Source organism: Pseudomonas sp. GD03842 (genome assembly GCF_029841165.1).
In the GTDB taxonomy this organism is placed as follows: Bacteria; Pseudomonadota; Gammaproteobacteria; order Pseudomonadales; family Pseudomonadaceae; genus Aquipseudomonas.
Window position 1 is genome coordinate 79,489 of the sequence record NZ_JAOCEA010000017.1, and the last position, 14,500, is coordinate 93,988.

Genomic DNA, 14,500 nt, shown 5'->3' on the forward strand with positions numbered 1-14,500 from the left:
AATTCACATGGAAAACATCGTTCTCTTCTCTGCGACCAAGGCAAATGCGGGCATCGACTTTCTCAGCCCGCTTAAAAACGTGCTGGACAGCCACTGGTACATCCTCGGCAACGAGGTCAAGCTCTTCGAAGAGGAATTCGCCACCTACGTAGGCGTCAATCACTGCATCAGTGTTGCGAACGGCTCCGAAGCGTTGGAACTGGCACTCCGCGGTCTGGGTGTCGAGCCAGGTCATCGCGTGGTGGCAGTCGCCAACGCAGGCTTTTACAGCAGCACGGCGATCCACGCCATCGGTGCTGAACCCGTGTATGTCGACGTAGATGCAAACACGCTCACTATGTGCCCTAAGGCACTGGCGGCCGTGGTCGAAACTAAACCCGCCGCTATTATCGTGACTCATCTCTACGGGCAACTGGCCAACATCGAAGAGATCGTGCGGATTGCAGCGGGGGCGGGTGTGCCTGTGCTGGAAGACTGCGCGCAATCGCACGGGGCTCGCCGCAACGGCAAGCAAGCAGGCAGTTTTGGTGATATCGCCTGCTTTAGCTTCTACCCAACCAAAAACCTCGGTGCGCTGGGTGATGGTGGGGCGATCGTTACCAACGACGACCACTTGAATACGCGTATTCGCCAACTGCGTCAGTACGGCTGGTCGCAAAAGTATCAAGTTGCAATTCCCGGCGGTCGCAACAGCCGTTTAGACGAAATGCAGGCCGCGATTCTCCGCGTGAAACTGCCACTGCTGGACAGTTGGAACGAACAACGGCGCTCGATTGCACAACGCTACAACGCCGCGTTCGCCTCTCTGGAGATGCAACTGCCCGCCTCGGTCGCCGAAGATTACGTGGCTCACCTCTATGTGGTGCGTATCAAGAATCGAGCCGACCTCGCTGCAGCGCTCAAAGCAAAGCTGATCAGTACAGATATCCACTATCCCATTGCGGATCATCATCAGCCTGCTTATCCATCAGCACCGTCCCAATCGTTGACAGTAACCGAGCAAGCTTGTGATACCGTCATCTCCCTGCCCTGCTTCCCCGGCTTGACCGATGAAGAAGTGGACAGAGTCATTGAGGCAGTCACAGCCTATTTCTCCAAGGAGCAATGATTTTGCTGACGCTGGTTATCCCCGTTTACCGCAATGAGAGCAATCTACCTGATCTGCTGGTAGCGGTTTCGAAGCTCGATACGCAGTTGAACAAAGATCTTGAAGTCGTGTTTGTCGTGGACGGCAGTCCTGACCGTTGCTATGAGATCCTACGGGATACCCTGCCGTCGCAGTCATTCCGATCAAAGCTTGTCTTGCTGTCGCGCAACTTCGGCTCGTTCATGGCCATCCGCACCGGATTGCAGAACGGCAGCGGTGATCGATTCGCAGTGATGGCTGCCGACCTGCAAGAGCCCCCGGAACTCGTGTTGGAGATGAACCGCGTTCTGCTCAAAGGAAATATCGATGTCGTTGTCGGCGTTCGTGAGGGCCGCCAGGACCCGTGGGCTAGCCGGACGGCTTCGAAAATATTCTGGGGGCTCTATCGCCGTTATGTGATACCGGAGATTCCCCCAGGCGGCGTCGATATGTTCGCGTGTAACAGAGCCTTCAGAGATACGCTGCTCACGCTCGACGAACGCCACAGTTCGCTGATTGCTCAGATTTTCTGGCTGGGTTACCGCCGAGAGGTCGTCACCTACACCCGTCAGGAGCGGGTTCATGGGAAATCAGCGTGGACGTTGCGCAAGAAAGTCAATTATCTGATGGACAGTGTCTTCTCATTCACTGATTTGCCTATCAGACTGCTCACCCGCGTCGGTGCGTTCGGATCAGCCTTGGCCGCACTGTTCGGCGTCTTTACGTTGATTGCCAAGCTGCACGGCATGATTGAGGTGCCCGGTTACGCGATGATCATGCTCGCGATCACCTTCCTAGGCTGCCTCAATCTGCTGGGGCTGGGCATCGTGGGCTCTTACGCGTGGCGCACTTACGAGAATACAAAGAACCGGCCATTGGCGATTCCAATGCGGGTTGAAGATTTTGGAGAAAGCAATGAGCGGCGATAGAAATTTTTTCGTACACAGCCACGCACTGTGTGAGTCGGAAAAAATCGGGCAAGACACTCGAGTATGGGCATTTGCCCATGTTTTGCCGGGGGCGACGCTGGGTCGGGAATGTAACGTCTGCGATAACGTGTTCATTGAGAACGATGTCATCATTGGTGACCGCGTGACCCTGAAATGCGGCGTGCAGGTTTGGGATGGAATCACAATCGAAGACGACGTTTTCATCGGCCCGAACGCTACCTTCACCAACGACATCTTTCCTCGCAGTAAGGTTTATCCCCAGACCTTCGCACGCACGATCATTCGAAAAGGAGCCTCACTGGGCGCCAACTGCACCATCCTTCCAGGGCTGACCATCGGCACTAACGCCATGATCGGCGCGGGCGCGGTGGTGACTCGCTCCATCCCGCCAAACGCGATCGTCGTCGGCAATCCCGCGAAGATTATTGGCTACGTGGACGCGAAGCCGGCTTCAGCCACCGTAGAAGCAGAGAAAAAGTCTGATCAAACGGGTGTGATCGGGACTACGGTCAAGGGCGTCACACTGCACACGATGAAAGAGGTCGCGGATATTCGCGGCAGTCTATCGGCAGGTGAGTTTGATCGCTCCATTCCGTTCAAGACTGAACGTTATTTCCTTGTCTACGACGTACCGACCGCCGAAACCCGGGGCGAGCATGCTCATCGCGAATGTCACCAGTTCTTGGTGGCCGTGAAAGGTTCGGTCCATGTAGTAGCCGATGATGGTGTTAACCGCGAAGAGTTTGTGCTGGACAAGCCCAATAAAGGCATCCACCTTCCGCCCATGACGTGGGGCATCCAGTACCGCTACTCGCAGGATGCCGTACTCATGGTGTTCGCTTCTCATTACTACGATGCGGATGACTATGTTCGTAACTATGATGAGTTCAAGTCATTGATCAATGGCAACCGTCAGTAACCGATGAACAATCAGGCCATTTCTAAACTTTTAAAGCTGGATTTTGCCCGTTTTCTGATGTCGGGCGGTTTTAACACCGCCCTAACATACGGCATGTACCTGGCTTTACTGAGCGTCCTGTCATACCAGATCAGCTACACGATCTCTTACGTCACCGGCATCGTGCTGGCCTATGTCCTCAACCGTTTTTTTGTTTTCAAAAGTCATCAGGGGCTCAGGTCCGCGGTGCTGATGCCTTTTATTTACCTCGTTCAATACCTGCTTAGCCTGGTGATTTTGTGGATCTGGGTAGAGAAATTTGGATTTGACAGTAGACTCGCACCCTTGGCCGCTATCGTCCTGACCTTGCCAGTGACATTTTTGCTTTCCAAATTCGCTTTTGCGAAACGGTAGTGACCTTCCGCCGCAATTCCGCAGGTCCTACACTCGGTCCATCCGGTCTCATACCAAAATATTTTGTCAGGAAAATCATGCGCAAAAAATTTCTTGCATTCAGTGGTCTGGTGTTGGGCCTCGCCACCCTGGCTGGTTGCGACGGGAAGGTCGAGAATCCCAATATCACGCATTATTCAACTGACCTGTGTTCGCTCGATGCGGTGGGTGGCAAACCGGACACGAGCATTTACGTGAAAAGAGAACAGGTGGCGTTTGTAGGCTGGGCAATTGACGCCTCGACCAAGACAGCCCCCAAAGCGATACGTCTGCGCTTGACTGGCGCATCCGGGATACCACACACCTTTGAAAACAGCGCTGTCATAGATCGGCCGGATTTAGTGAAAGCCTACAATAATCAGGACATACTCAAATCGGGATTCTACATCCAGGCGGATCTATCCACTCTCGAACCTGGAGGGTACGGGATTATTGTAGAGATACCGAACGGCAAGACATTGCTTGTGTGCCAGCCGAAAAAATTTCTTGTAGTGCAATGACCAAGGTCACGCGGGAGCATGTGTTGCGGCATAGCTCCGCAGCACCTCACCGATCAGACGGAGCTATGAGCATTCAACGACAGGCAGCTCTGCCTCAAGTAATAGTTCAGATCCACATCCCATGTATAACGAACAGCCGACCTGGGACCGTCGTGAGGTAGTTGCGAATTTCACAGCACTTCTTTACTTGGAACATCGCCATGAATTTTGCTGTAGTCGACCGCTCGAAACCTAGCTTGATGCTTTTGGCGATCTCGTTATTTTCCGTAGTTGTCAATTTCCTGTGGCAAGGCCATACAGGCTTCAATTTATGGGATGAGGGGTATTTGTGGTACGGCGCGAAGGAGATAGCCGCAGGCGCCGTTCCGATCAGAGACTTTATGGCATACGATCCCGGTCGCTATTACTGGGCTGCCTCGTACTTCTGGCTTTCAGGAGATACAGGGATATCTGCATTGAGGGTATCCGTTGCCCTCTTTCAGGTGCTGGGGATGTATGCGGGTCTGTGGACAATCTCATTAGCGCTACGCGGACGTAGCTTCACGAGCACGCTCATTTATTTGAGTCTCGCCGCCATTACGCTAATGACATGGATGTACCCGCGCCACAAAATATTCGACATCTCGATTTCGATGATTATCATTGCGGCCATTGCCCACCTCGTACTCAGCCCAACTAGCATTCGATATTTTCTGCTCGGAGTCATTGTTGGTTTGGCAGCGGTATTCGGCCGCAATCACGGTGTGTACGGCGCGTTGGCGAGTGCATTCGCACTTGGATGGCTCTCAATCGCGCGAAAACCCGATAATTTCCGCAAAGCCATACTGCTTTGGGGCACCGGTGTGTTTGTTGGTTTTCTACCAGTAATCCTGATGTGCGCAATAATTCCTGGATATTTGAAGTCTTTTCTCGACACGATCGTGTTCATGCTGGATCAGGGGAATACCAATCTGCCGTTGCCTGTTCCGTGGCCATGGACCGTAGGGTTTGGCACTGCCGGAGTTGAAGTAGAAACGAGATGGTTGCTCATCGGGCTGTGCTTCATGGCATTGATCGGATTTGGAGTCGGATCACTGGTCTGGATTTTCAGAGCGGGGTCACAACGGAAGGCGGTGCCACCCGAGTGGGTAGCAGTAGCCTGCGCCGCTCTTCCTTATTCACACTACGCATTTGCCCGCGCTGATCTCGGCCACCTCGCACAGGCAATTTACCCGCTACTCGTAGGTGTACTGATCGCGCTTGCTGCATCGGAAAAGATATGGATACGGGTTTCTTTAGCCGCCTTAACAGCCATGGTCAGTGTATTCATACTGGCAGGTTGGCAGCCTGGAATACTGGCGAGAACCCAGGCTGGCTGGAAAACGATCAACGTTTCCGGAACGGCGCTACTGGTCGATCCCAGCACATCGGAAGCGGTGGAATTGTTGAGAGATTTGACGCACCGCTACTCGCCGGATGGACGACCTGTGCTTGTTCTTCCCTTCTGGCCTGGCGCATATCCGCTTCTGAATCGAAAAGCGCCGCTGTGGGAGATTTATGCGTTGTCTCCGCGCAGCGAAGAATTTCAACGCAACGAAATCGAAGAAATCAAGAAAGCCAATCCTGGCTTTGCGCTTGTTTTTGATATGGCAATGGATGGGCGAGAAGAGCTTCGGTACTCCAACTCTCATCGTCTAATCGATGAATATATCCGTGCGAATTTCGAGCGGATTCAGGACTCCCCGAACGCCGCTTATTTGATCTACAAGGCAAAAGCGGCTAATCCTTTGCCGGGACAGTGAGTGGTTTTGTATCCCTGGGGCTGGCTACTGGCCCCTGGAGCGCCTCACTTAATCACGCGATGAGACTTATCGCTTGTAAGGTGGGAAATCAGATACATCAGAGGGAACACAACCTGGTCGCGCCGTTTTCTTCGACACTGGTGTGCATTAAGAATTAGCCCGAATATTTCACGGATTTCAGTAGGCATCCGACCAATCGTCAACAGGGCCGTTAGGTGAATCTGCCTGAGCCACCACCCCCCGCTTACGCGACGGAGCCGAGCCAGCGCAGAAGACCAGCCGTTGTTCACTCCGACCAAATTATAAGCATGCTGCCGATAATCCATTCCCGGCACCGGATCAATGAACCACCTGTATCCGTGACTACGCGCAAACGCGTAACAGAACCAGTCGTGCAGGGCAATTTCCTGTACCTCAGCCCAGTGATTGAGGATCAGTTGCTTGAAGTCGGTGGCAAGCCGATTTTTCAACACATAGGTGCACCCTGGCCCCGCCGCTTCGAAGAGATAATCCCACTCCACCTGAGGCTGGGCCTTGTCGACAAGCAACCGACGGCCATTCGGCCAGAAGGCGATGACGTTACTGGAATAACCGTCGACGTCACCGACTTGGAGCCTTGCCACGGCTCGCTCAAGCTTGTCGGGGTACCAAACATCATCCTGGTCGGAAAATGAAACGAAGTCGTACCCACTGAAATCGACATCGTGGATAAGACGAAAGAAATTGCGCGCCGCGCCTTTGAACGGGCCCACCGGGGGCAACAGCACAATATTGTGATGCAGTTGAGCGTACTCGGAACACCAGACCTCAGTGCCATCGCTGGACGGGTCAACACTGATGTAAACCCACACACTGACGTTGGTTTGCGCGAGAATTGAGGCCAGTTGCTCCTCTATCCAGGCCATACCGTTATAGGCCGCCAACAACACCGCAACCTTGGGAATATCGGAAGACATGTTGTCGGCGATCCTGGTTAACGAGTCATGGCCGGATTAGACGCTGCCGTGCTCCAGCAGCTTCTGCAGGTACTGCCCGTAGCCGGTTTTCTTCAGCTTTTCAGCCTGAGAGGCCACTTGCTCGGCGGTGATCCAACCATTGGTGTAGCCAATTTCTTCCAGACACGCGACCTTCCAGCCTTGGCGCTGTTCGATGGTGTGGACGAAGTGGCTCGCCTCAAGAAGAGATTCGTGAGTACCGGTATCCAGCCAAGCGAAGCCGCGCCCCAGCATCTGGACGGTCAGGTTCTTCTGCTCGAGATAAGCTCGGTTGACGTCGGTAATTTCCAACTCGCCACGCTCGGATGGCTTGATGTTCTTGGCGATCTGCACCACCTGATTATCGTAGAAATACAAACCCGTAACGGCGTAGCTTGATTTCGGCTGCGCAGGCTTCTCTTCGATACTCAAAGCGCGGCCATTGGCGTCGAACTCCACCACACCGAAACGCTCTGGATCGTTGACGTGGTAGCCGAACACGGTCGCCCCTTCAGTTTGCTCAGAGGCGGCGCGCAGGTTATCGGAGAAGTGCTGACCGTAGAAAATGTTGTCGCCCAGGATCAGACAGCATGGGTCATTGCCGATGAACTCTTCACCGATGATGAACGCTTGTGCCAGGCCGTCCGGGCTTGGCTGTTCGGCGTAGCTCAACTTGATGCCGTACTGACTGCCATCACCCAGTAGCTTGCGGAAGCATGGCAGGTCGTCAGGAGTAGAAATGATCAGGATTTCCCGCATACCCGCCAGCATCAGCACCGATAGGGGGTAAAAGATCATGGGTTTGTCGTAGATTGGCAACATTTGCTTGGAGACGCCCAGGGTCAGCGGGTGCAGACGCGTCCCCGAACCGCCAGCCAGAATGATCCCTTTACGATTGGTCGTGTTCATTTGTTCAAAGCTTCCATAAGCATGCGGGTTACACCACTTTGCCAATCCGGCAAGTGCAATGAAAAAGCGTCGCGGAGCTTGTCCGTCGCAAGGCGAGAGTTCAACGGACGGCTGGCGGGCGTGGGGTATTGCGTTGTCGCGATGGGATTGATCGTTTGCACTGCCAACGGTTCACCGTTCGCCCGTGCAAATTCAATCACGTAGCTCGCGTAGGCGTGCCACGACGTCTCGCCCGCAGGCACCAGATGGTAAATGCCGCACAAGGCGGGGTTATCCAAGGTTTGCTGCAAGGCCGCTGTCGCAACATCGGCCAGAAGGTCTGCACCCGTAGGTGCTCCGATCTGGTCGGCAATCACATTAAGCGATTCCCGGTCCTTGGCCAGCCGCAGCATGGTCTTGGCGAAATTGTTGCCGCGCGCTGCATACACCCAACTGGTACGGAAGATCAGATGCTTGCAACCCGATGCCACGATCAGTTGCTCACCTTCCAGTTTGGTCGCGCCATAGTAGTTCACGGGAGCAACGGCATCGGTTTCACGCCAGGGCGTAGTGCCTGTGCCATCAAACACGTAGTCGGTGGAGTAATGAACGAGAAGCGCATCCAGCGTCTTGGCTTCTTCGGCCATGACTCCGCTCGCCAGGGCATTCACCGTATGGGCCAATTCGCGCTCGGTTTCAGCCTTGTCGACGGCCGTGTAGGCCGCCGCGTTGACGATGACATGTGGCGCAACGGCACGAATCGTGGCCCGTAGGGCGTCAAGATCCGATAGGTCGCCAGACAGCGTTCCGTAGGGCGTGGTGGCGGGATGACGATCCAGCGCGACCACCTCACCCAACACGCTGAGCGCGCGCTGCAGTTCCCAGCCGACTTGGCCGTTCTTGCCGAGCAGAAGAAGCTTCATGCCTTGTCGGCACGCGCGGCGTAGTTCTTGTCGATCCATTGCTGATAGCTGCCGCTCTTCACGTGCGCCACCCACTCAGGATTATCGAGGTACCACTGCACGGTCTTGCGGATGCCCGATTCGAAGGTTTCTTCTGGGGTCCAGCCCAATTCCCGCTGGATCTTGCTGGCGTCGATCGCGTAACGCAGATCATGGCCGGGGCGATCCTGCACGTAGGTCAACAGATCGACGTGAGGACGGAAAGCCGATTCTGGACGCAGTTCATCGAGCAAGGCACAAACAGTGCGCACCACTTCGATGTTCTGCTTCTCGTTGTGGCCGCCGATGTTGTAGGTCTCCCCTACCTCACCCTCGGTCACGACTTTGTAAAGCGCGCGCGCGTGGTCTTCTACGAACAGCCAGTCGCGGATCTGGTCGCCCTTGCCGTAAATCGGCAGAGGCTTGCCTTCCAGCGCGTTGAGGATCACCAGCGGGATCAACTTCTCGGGGAAGTGGAATGGCCCGTAGTTGTTCGAGCAGTTGGTGACCAGCGTCGGCAGGCCGTAGGTACGAGCCCAGGCACGAACAAGGTGGTCGGAGCTGGCTTTACTGGCCGAATACGGCGAGCTTGGCTGATAGGGCGTCGTTTCGGTGAAAAGATCTTCCGGACCTTCCAAGTCGCCATACACCTCATCGGTGGAGATGTGATGGAAACGGAACGCCGACCTGCGCGCCTCGTCGAGTGCCGACCAGTAACCGCGAGCGGCTTCCAGCAACGCGTAGGTGCCGATGATGTTGGTCTGTATAAATTCGGATGGGCCGCTGATAGAGCGGTCAACATGGGACTCGGCAGCCAGGTGCATCACCGCATCAGGTTGATGCTCGCGAAACACGCGATCCAGTTCCTCGCGGTTGCAGATGTCCACATGTTCGAAAACATAGCGTTTATCCTGGTCGACGCTCTGCAGAGACTCTAAGTTGCCCGCATAGGTCAACTTGTCCACATTGACGACAGAGTCGGTGGTGTTCGAAATGATGTGACGCACGACCGCTGAGCCAATGAAGCCAGCGCCGCCTGTGACTAGGATTTTCACGCGAGTTTCTTACCTTGAGTTGCTGACAGCCGGGTAGGACGGCCGTCTGATCCATGGAAACGAGTACCGAATGCAGTGGCTTCGGCGTCTAGACTCATCCGACTGAAGCGCCCGTAACGAGTTCGAACGTGCAGCGATAAAAACGCCCGCTAGTTTAGCGCCAATTGCCATCATTAATAAGGTACATGTTTATCGATTCATCCATGTAATCCTCTTAGTCAGCCGGATGGCATCATGGCTTACGCTTCCTAGGCCCCGTATTAAACGCAGGCACCTTCCTCACCGGCTTGACCGCAGGCGCTTCGGCCGCGACGTCTCCGCTGTCGACCCATTTGCCCAGATTGCGCTTCCCTGCCCCGCCGCCGCTGACTTTTGGCTTCTTCGGTTTTTTCGGCTTCTTCAGAATCTGGCCGCTGGCATCCGTGACCGGCACGCGGTGTTCCGGAATGAAGTCCGGCTCTTCCTTGCGCTGGAGTGTCTGGCGGGTCAGGACTTCGATGGCGCTCAGCAGCTCGACTTCGTCGGCGCAGACCAGGGAGATGGCTTCGCCGGTCTGCCCGGCACGGCCGGTGCGGCCGATGCGGTGGACGTAGTCTTCGGCGACGATGGGCAGGTCGAGGTTGACCACGGTTGGCAGGTCGTCGATGTCCAGACCGCGGGCGGCGACGTCGGTGGCGACGAGAATTTGCACCTCGCCGACCTTGAAACGGTCCAGCGCGCGCTGGCGGGTGGCCTGTGGCTTATCGCCGTGGATGCCGTCGGCGTTGATGCTCAGGCCTTGCAGGCGCTCCACGAGTTGATCGACACCGACTCGGGTTTTGGCGAACACCAAGACTTGGCCCCACCGCTGTTTTTTCAGCAGGTGAATGAACAGCTCGGTTTTGCGCTTCTTGTCGACGGTCACCACCCATTGCTTGACCGAAGAGGCCGCCACGTTGCGAGGGCTGACTTCGATGCCCAGCGGGTTGGTCAGCATCTGGCTGGCCAGCGCGCGGATCGGGTCGGAAAAGGTGGCGGAAAACAGCAGCGTCTGGCGGCGTTTGGGCAAGGCCGCGTAGATCCCGCGCAGCTCTTCGGAAAAGCCCAGGTCGAGCATGCGGTCGGCTTCGTCGAGTACCAGGGTCTGCACTTGAGAGAACTTGACGGCGTTCTGGCGGTTCAGGTCGAGCAGGCGTCCGGGGGTTGCCACCAGTACGTCGACACCGCGACGCAGTTTCATCATTTGTGGGTTGATGCTCACGCCGCCGTACACCGCGTAGGTGGTCAACGGCAGGTGCTCGGCATATTGGCGAATGGCTTCGTGGACTTGTTCGGCCAGCTCGCGGGTCGGGACCAGAATCAGCGCTCGCACCGAATTAGGGGCGACTTTGGGGCCTTCCATGGTGAGGCGTTGCAGCAGCGGCAACGCGAAACCTGCGGTTTTACCGGTGCCGGTCTGGGCCGCGGCCATCAGGTCGCGGCCTTCCAGCACGGGAGGAATGGCCTTGGCCTGAACGGGGGTGGGCGTCTGGTAGCCAAGCGTCTCAAGGGCGCGCAGCAGGGGTTCGATCAGGCCGAGTGTGGCGAATGTCATGGTTGTACCGTTGAAAGAGGGTCAGGCGTATCAAGAAGACGCGCAGTTTACCCTGCTTGCACCGGACTCTGCTTGCGCCACTGCGGCAAGCCGATCAGCACCACGGCGCTGATGATGACCGCCATGGCCGCCATTTCGGCAGCGCCGATGCGCTCGCCCGCGAACACCACGCCCAACAGCACCGCCACGGCCGGGTTGACGTAGGCGTAACTGGTTGCCGCGGCGGGCCTGACGTTTTTCAGCAGGTACATGTATGCACTGAACGCGACGATGGACCCGAACACCACCAGATAGGCCATCACCAACCAGCCGGAGAGGCCCGGCGACTGGGTCATCCGCTCGCCACTGAGGTAACTGCCGACCAGCATCATGGCGCCCGCGGTCAGCATTTCGCAGCCACTGGCCATGGCGCCGGGGGGCAAGGGCAAGTAACGGCTCCACACCGAGCCAAACGACCATGCCGCTGCCGCCGAGACCACCAACACCGCGCCGAGCGGGCTGGATTGAAGGTTGGAGCCGAGGTTGAGCAGGCAGATGCCGATCAAGCCCAGCACGATGCCGGCCCACTCCAGCCGCGTGTTGCGGTGGCCCCAGATCAGCCCGAACAACAAGGTGAACAATGGCACGACCGCCACGGCCAACGCCGCCACCCCGGAGGCCACGCCGTTGTGCTCGGCCAGGGTCACACCCCCATTGCCGCACGCCAGCAGCAGGCCGCCGACCATCGCCGACGCCTTCCACTGCTTCCAGGTCGGCATCGGCGCGCCGCGCAGGCGCATGAAGGCGAACAGAATGGCCCCGGCAATGGTGAAACGCAGCCCCGCCATCAACAGCGGAGGCCAGGTTTCGATACCGATGCGGATGGCGAGATACGTCGAGCCCCAGATCACATAAAGCGCGAAAAAGGCTCCGATAAGCACCAAGGGAAAGCGGCGGGATGCAGGCATGAAAGACTCGACCACAAACGATGATTTTTATGGAGAGCCAGTGTAGAGAGGTTACTGCGAGAGGGTCAGTTACAACTGGGCGCGATTCGACCGATACACTTTTGCGCGGCGCAACGATCAGTTCTTCAGCACCCGCGATGTTTGGTGATGGCCTCGGCGATTTTTTTCGCTGGCACCTTTTGCAGCGTGCACAACAGTTGGTGCGACACCCCTGCGACGCCGTGGGTCTCGCGCAGCGCCCGGCTCAAATGGGCCGTCAGGTTTGCCGCCATTTCCGCATCGGCCAGTGCCCGGTGAGCCTTGCCGGTGGCAGGCAGGCCCGCCCAAGAGGTCAATGTCCCCAGCTTGTGATTCGGCGCGCTGGGCATTAGACGCCGAGCCAGTAGCATCGAGCAGGCAAAGCTTTGCTCGCGGGTGCGTTTGATGCGGGAGAATTCGTAGTCCCAGAATTTCTGGTCGAAGGCGGCGTTGTGAGCGACCAGCGGGGTCGAACCCACGAACTCCGCCACTTCGTTCATGACACGCTCCGCTGGCGGCGCCGTACGCAGCATGGCGTTACTGATACCGGTCAGCGACTCGATGAATGCGGGAATCCGCACGCCTGCGTTCATCAGGCTCTGATAACGCTCGACGATGACGCCTTGCTCCATGATGACCACGGCAATTTCCGTGGCGCGGCAACTGCTGCTGGGGGAAATGCCGGTGGTTTCGAAGTCGATGACGGCGATTCGTTCTTGCATGAGTCGTTAAAACCTTGAATTGATCTGTTTCGCAGCGAACCCACCCGTGAGCGGGGATGCAGTAGCACGGGATGACCGAGCGGTCAGCTCTTGAGCAGCAACCTGCCTTCGATGGGTATGTAACGGCTGGCCGCGCGGATCAGCGAATTGGCGGTCAACCCCGGCACGCCATAGGCCACTGCCTCGACGCCATGCTTGGTGATGATGCGCTCGAGCAGCAGGTCGAAATCCCCGTCGCCGGAGGCCAGCACCACCTCATCCACATTCGGCGCAACGTCCATGATGTCGATGGTGATCCCCACGTCCCAGTCGCCTTTGGCCGAACCGTCGCTGCGCTGAATGTACGGCTTGAGCTTGACCGTGAAACCCAGGTTGCGAAGGATCTGCTGAAACTGCTGTTGTTTGCTGTCGCCCCGATCGATGGCATAAGCGTAGGCTTCGACGATCTGCCCGCGCTTGCTGATGTCCGCCCACAGTGCGGCATAGTTGAAATGGCAACCATGGGCCTGACGCACGGTGTAATACAAGTTCTGTACGTCGGCGAACACCGCGATTCTTCTCACCCGAACTCCTCGATGCGCTGACAAGCGGCAAGGGTCCGAACGTCGGACCGGCGTTCAGTATGCCAGTTTGGAGAAGGGATTGAAGGGCGAACTCGCGCGATGGAAGGCCGGAAAGATGACAATCCGCCATTAAGTGGAAGGAGCGCTTGCCGACGGCGAAACGAGGCTCGCCGCCGGCAGGTCGGCGTTTGACTGCTCAGGGGTGAGGGTCAGACGTAGCTGTCGTCGTCATCACCGCCAAAGAATCCGCCGTCGTCGCTGCCGTAATCGGTGTCAGCGAAGCCGCCCGTATCATTGCCCCAGTTATCGTTGCTGGTGACGCGCTGTTGGTCGTCGCCCCAGCCACCGTTGTCGGGCACGTTGTCGCTGGCCGGTTGCGCGGGCTGCTGCTCGATGATCTCGACGATTTCCTGTGGCTGGCTGTTGTGATGAAACAGGCTGCTGATGCCCTCGGCCAGCATCACACCACCGGCCACACCGGCTGCGGTTTTCAGCGCGCCGCCCAAAAAGCCGCTGCCGAACGGCGCGGCAGGCGCCTGCTGTTGCGGCTGGCCGTAGTTGCCTTGGGGTGGTGGGCTGTAAGGGGGTGGGCTTGCCGGGCCATCGCGCCAGCCATTGCCGCTGGGCGGAGGGCTGGAGGGCCGGGAAAACGACGAAGCGGGCTGCTGCGGCTGCGACTCGCGAGAGCCGCTACCGAAGATGCTCGACAAAAAGCCACCGCTTTGCTGCGGGGCCTGCGCCTTGGCGCGTTGCAGCTCGGCCTGCAGTTGCTGGATCTGCTCGTCGCGCTGACGGTTCTGGGCCTCCATTTGCTTGAGCGCGACTTCCTGCACCAGAATGGCCTGAGCCATGTAGTACGGCGCTGCAGGCTGCCGGGTCAGGTGCTCCTTGATCAGCGCCTCGGCCTGGGCGTCACGGGGGGCCGAATCGGTCTCTGCTCGTTTGAGTTTGTCAAACAAGCCATCGATCAGGGTTTGCTCTTCGGTGTTCATGGCGACCTCGTTAGATTGCCGTAGGAATTCTGCGACTGACGCACATGTCAGACACAAACAGTAATGGGGCGTTTCAAGGGCCTTTCAACAGCATGTAGAAAAATTTAAGAACGGCCGCC

At 57.2% G+C, this 14,500-nt stretch carries 15 protein-coding genes; 6 read left to right on the forward strand and 9 right to left on the reverse strand.

From position 1 onward, the window contains the following. The first annotated feature begins 7 nt into the window (after positions 1–7). The 6 genes from N5D61_RS21775 to N5D61_RS21800 all read left to right on the forward strand — a co-directional run bounded on the left by N5D61_RS21775 (position 8) and on the right by N5D61_RS21800 (position 5,708). Positions 8–1,108 (forward strand): DegT/DnrJ/EryC1/StrS family aminotransferase, encoded by a 1,101-nt coding sequence (locus N5D61_RS21775; RefSeq protein ID WP_108240522.1) that lies wholly within the window; start codon positions 8–10, stop codon positions 1,106–1,108. Then, on the forward strand, positions 1,105–2,055 hold the full coding sequence (locus N5D61_RS21780) for a glycosyltransferase family 2 protein (protein ID WP_279894202.1): 951 nt from the start codon (positions 1,105–1,107) through the stop codon (positions 2,053–2,055). Before N5D61_RS21775 ends, N5D61_RS21780 begins: the two co-directional genes overlap by 4 nt. Continuing rightward, positions 2,042–2,995 carry a WxcM-like domain-containing protein gene (locus N5D61_RS21785; protein ID WP_108240524.1) on the forward strand — a complete coding sequence of 318 codons (954 nt, stop codon included), beginning with the start codon at positions 2,042–2,044 and terminating at the stop codon, positions 2,993–2,995. Before N5D61_RS21780 ends, N5D61_RS21785 begins: the two co-directional genes overlap by 14 nt. A gap of 3 nt (positions 2,996–2,998) precedes the next feature. After that, entirely contained in the window at positions 2,999–3,388 is a 390-nt protein-coding gene (locus tag N5D61_RS21790) for a GtrA family protein (RefSeq protein WP_108240525.1), read from the forward strand. 77 nt (positions 3,389–3,465) lie between these two features. Further along, entirely contained in the window at positions 3,466–3,927 is a 462-nt protein-coding gene (locus N5D61_RS21795; protein ID WP_108240526.1) for a hypothetical protein, read from the forward strand. A gap of 200 nt (positions 3,928–4,127) precedes the next feature. Then, positions 4,128–5,708, forward strand: coding sequence for a hypothetical protein (locus tag N5D61_RS21800; protein ID WP_108240527.1), 1,581 nt, complete (start codon positions 4,128–4,130; stop codon positions 5,706–5,708). Between the two features lie 44 nt (positions 5,709–5,752). On the opposite strand, the gene N5D61_RS21805 is transcribed toward N5D61_RS21800, so the two are convergent. The 9 genes from N5D61_RS21805 to N5D61_RS21845 all read right to left on the reverse strand — a co-directional run bounded on the left by N5D61_RS21805 (position 5,753) and on the right by N5D61_RS21845 (position 14,381). Further along, on the reverse strand, positions 5,753–6,664 hold the full coding sequence (locus N5D61_RS21805; RefSeq protein WP_108240528.1) for a glycosyltransferase: 912 nt from the start codon (positions 6,662–6,664) through the stop codon (positions 5,753–5,755). A 36-nt stretch (positions 6,665–6,700) separates the two neighbouring features. Next, positions 6,701–7,591, reverse strand: coding sequence for a glucose-1-phosphate thymidylyltransferase RfbA (gene rfbA / locus N5D61_RS21810; RefSeq protein WP_108240529.1), 891 nt, complete (start codon positions 7,589–7,591; stop codon positions 6,701–6,703). Then, complete coding sequence (gene rfbD, locus N5D61_RS21815; RefSeq protein ID WP_279894203.1) at positions 7,588–8,493, reverse strand: dTDP-4-dehydrorhamnose reductase; 906 nt, start codon at positions 8,491–8,493, stop codon at positions 7,588–7,590. Before rfbD ends, rfbA begins: the two co-directional genes overlap by 4 nt. Further along, complete coding sequence (gene rfbB, locus N5D61_RS21820) at positions 8,490–9,566, reverse strand: dTDP-glucose 4,6-dehydratase (RefSeq protein ID WP_279894204.1); 1,077 nt, start codon at positions 9,564–9,566, stop codon at positions 8,490–8,492. Before rfbB ends, rfbD begins: the two co-directional genes overlap by 4 nt. Positions 9,567–9,798: 232 nt before the next feature. Then, positions 9,799–11,139, reverse strand: a complete 1,341-nt coding sequence (locus tag N5D61_RS21825; protein ID WP_279894205.1) for a DEAD/DEAH box helicase — start codon at positions 11,137–11,139, stop codon at positions 9,799–9,801. Between the two features lie 47 nt (positions 11,140–11,186). Further along, the gene (yedA, locus tag N5D61_RS21830; RefSeq protein WP_279894206.1) at positions 11,187–12,086 is read right to left on the reverse strand and encodes a drug/metabolite exporter YedA; all 900 of its coding nucleotides are present in this window, start codon (positions 12,084–12,086) and stop codon (positions 11,187–11,189) included. A 125-nt stretch (positions 12,087–12,211) separates the two neighbouring features. After that, entirely contained in the window at positions 12,212–12,826 is a 615-nt protein-coding gene (locus N5D61_RS21835) for a 3'-5' exonuclease (protein ID WP_108240534.1), read from the reverse strand. 83 nt (positions 12,827–12,909) lie between these two features. Next, positions 12,910–13,389 carry an NYN domain-containing protein gene (locus N5D61_RS21840; RefSeq protein WP_108240535.1) on the reverse strand — a complete coding sequence of 160 codons (480 nt, stop codon included), beginning with the start codon at positions 13,387–13,389 and terminating at the stop codon, positions 12,910–12,912. A 209-nt stretch (positions 13,390–13,598) separates the two neighbouring features. Then, complete coding sequence (locus N5D61_RS21845; RefSeq protein WP_279894207.1) at positions 13,599–14,381, reverse strand: DUF2076 domain-containing protein; 783 nt, start codon at positions 14,379–14,381, stop codon at positions 13,599–13,601. Between the last annotated feature and the right edge of the window lie 119 nt (positions 14,382–14,500).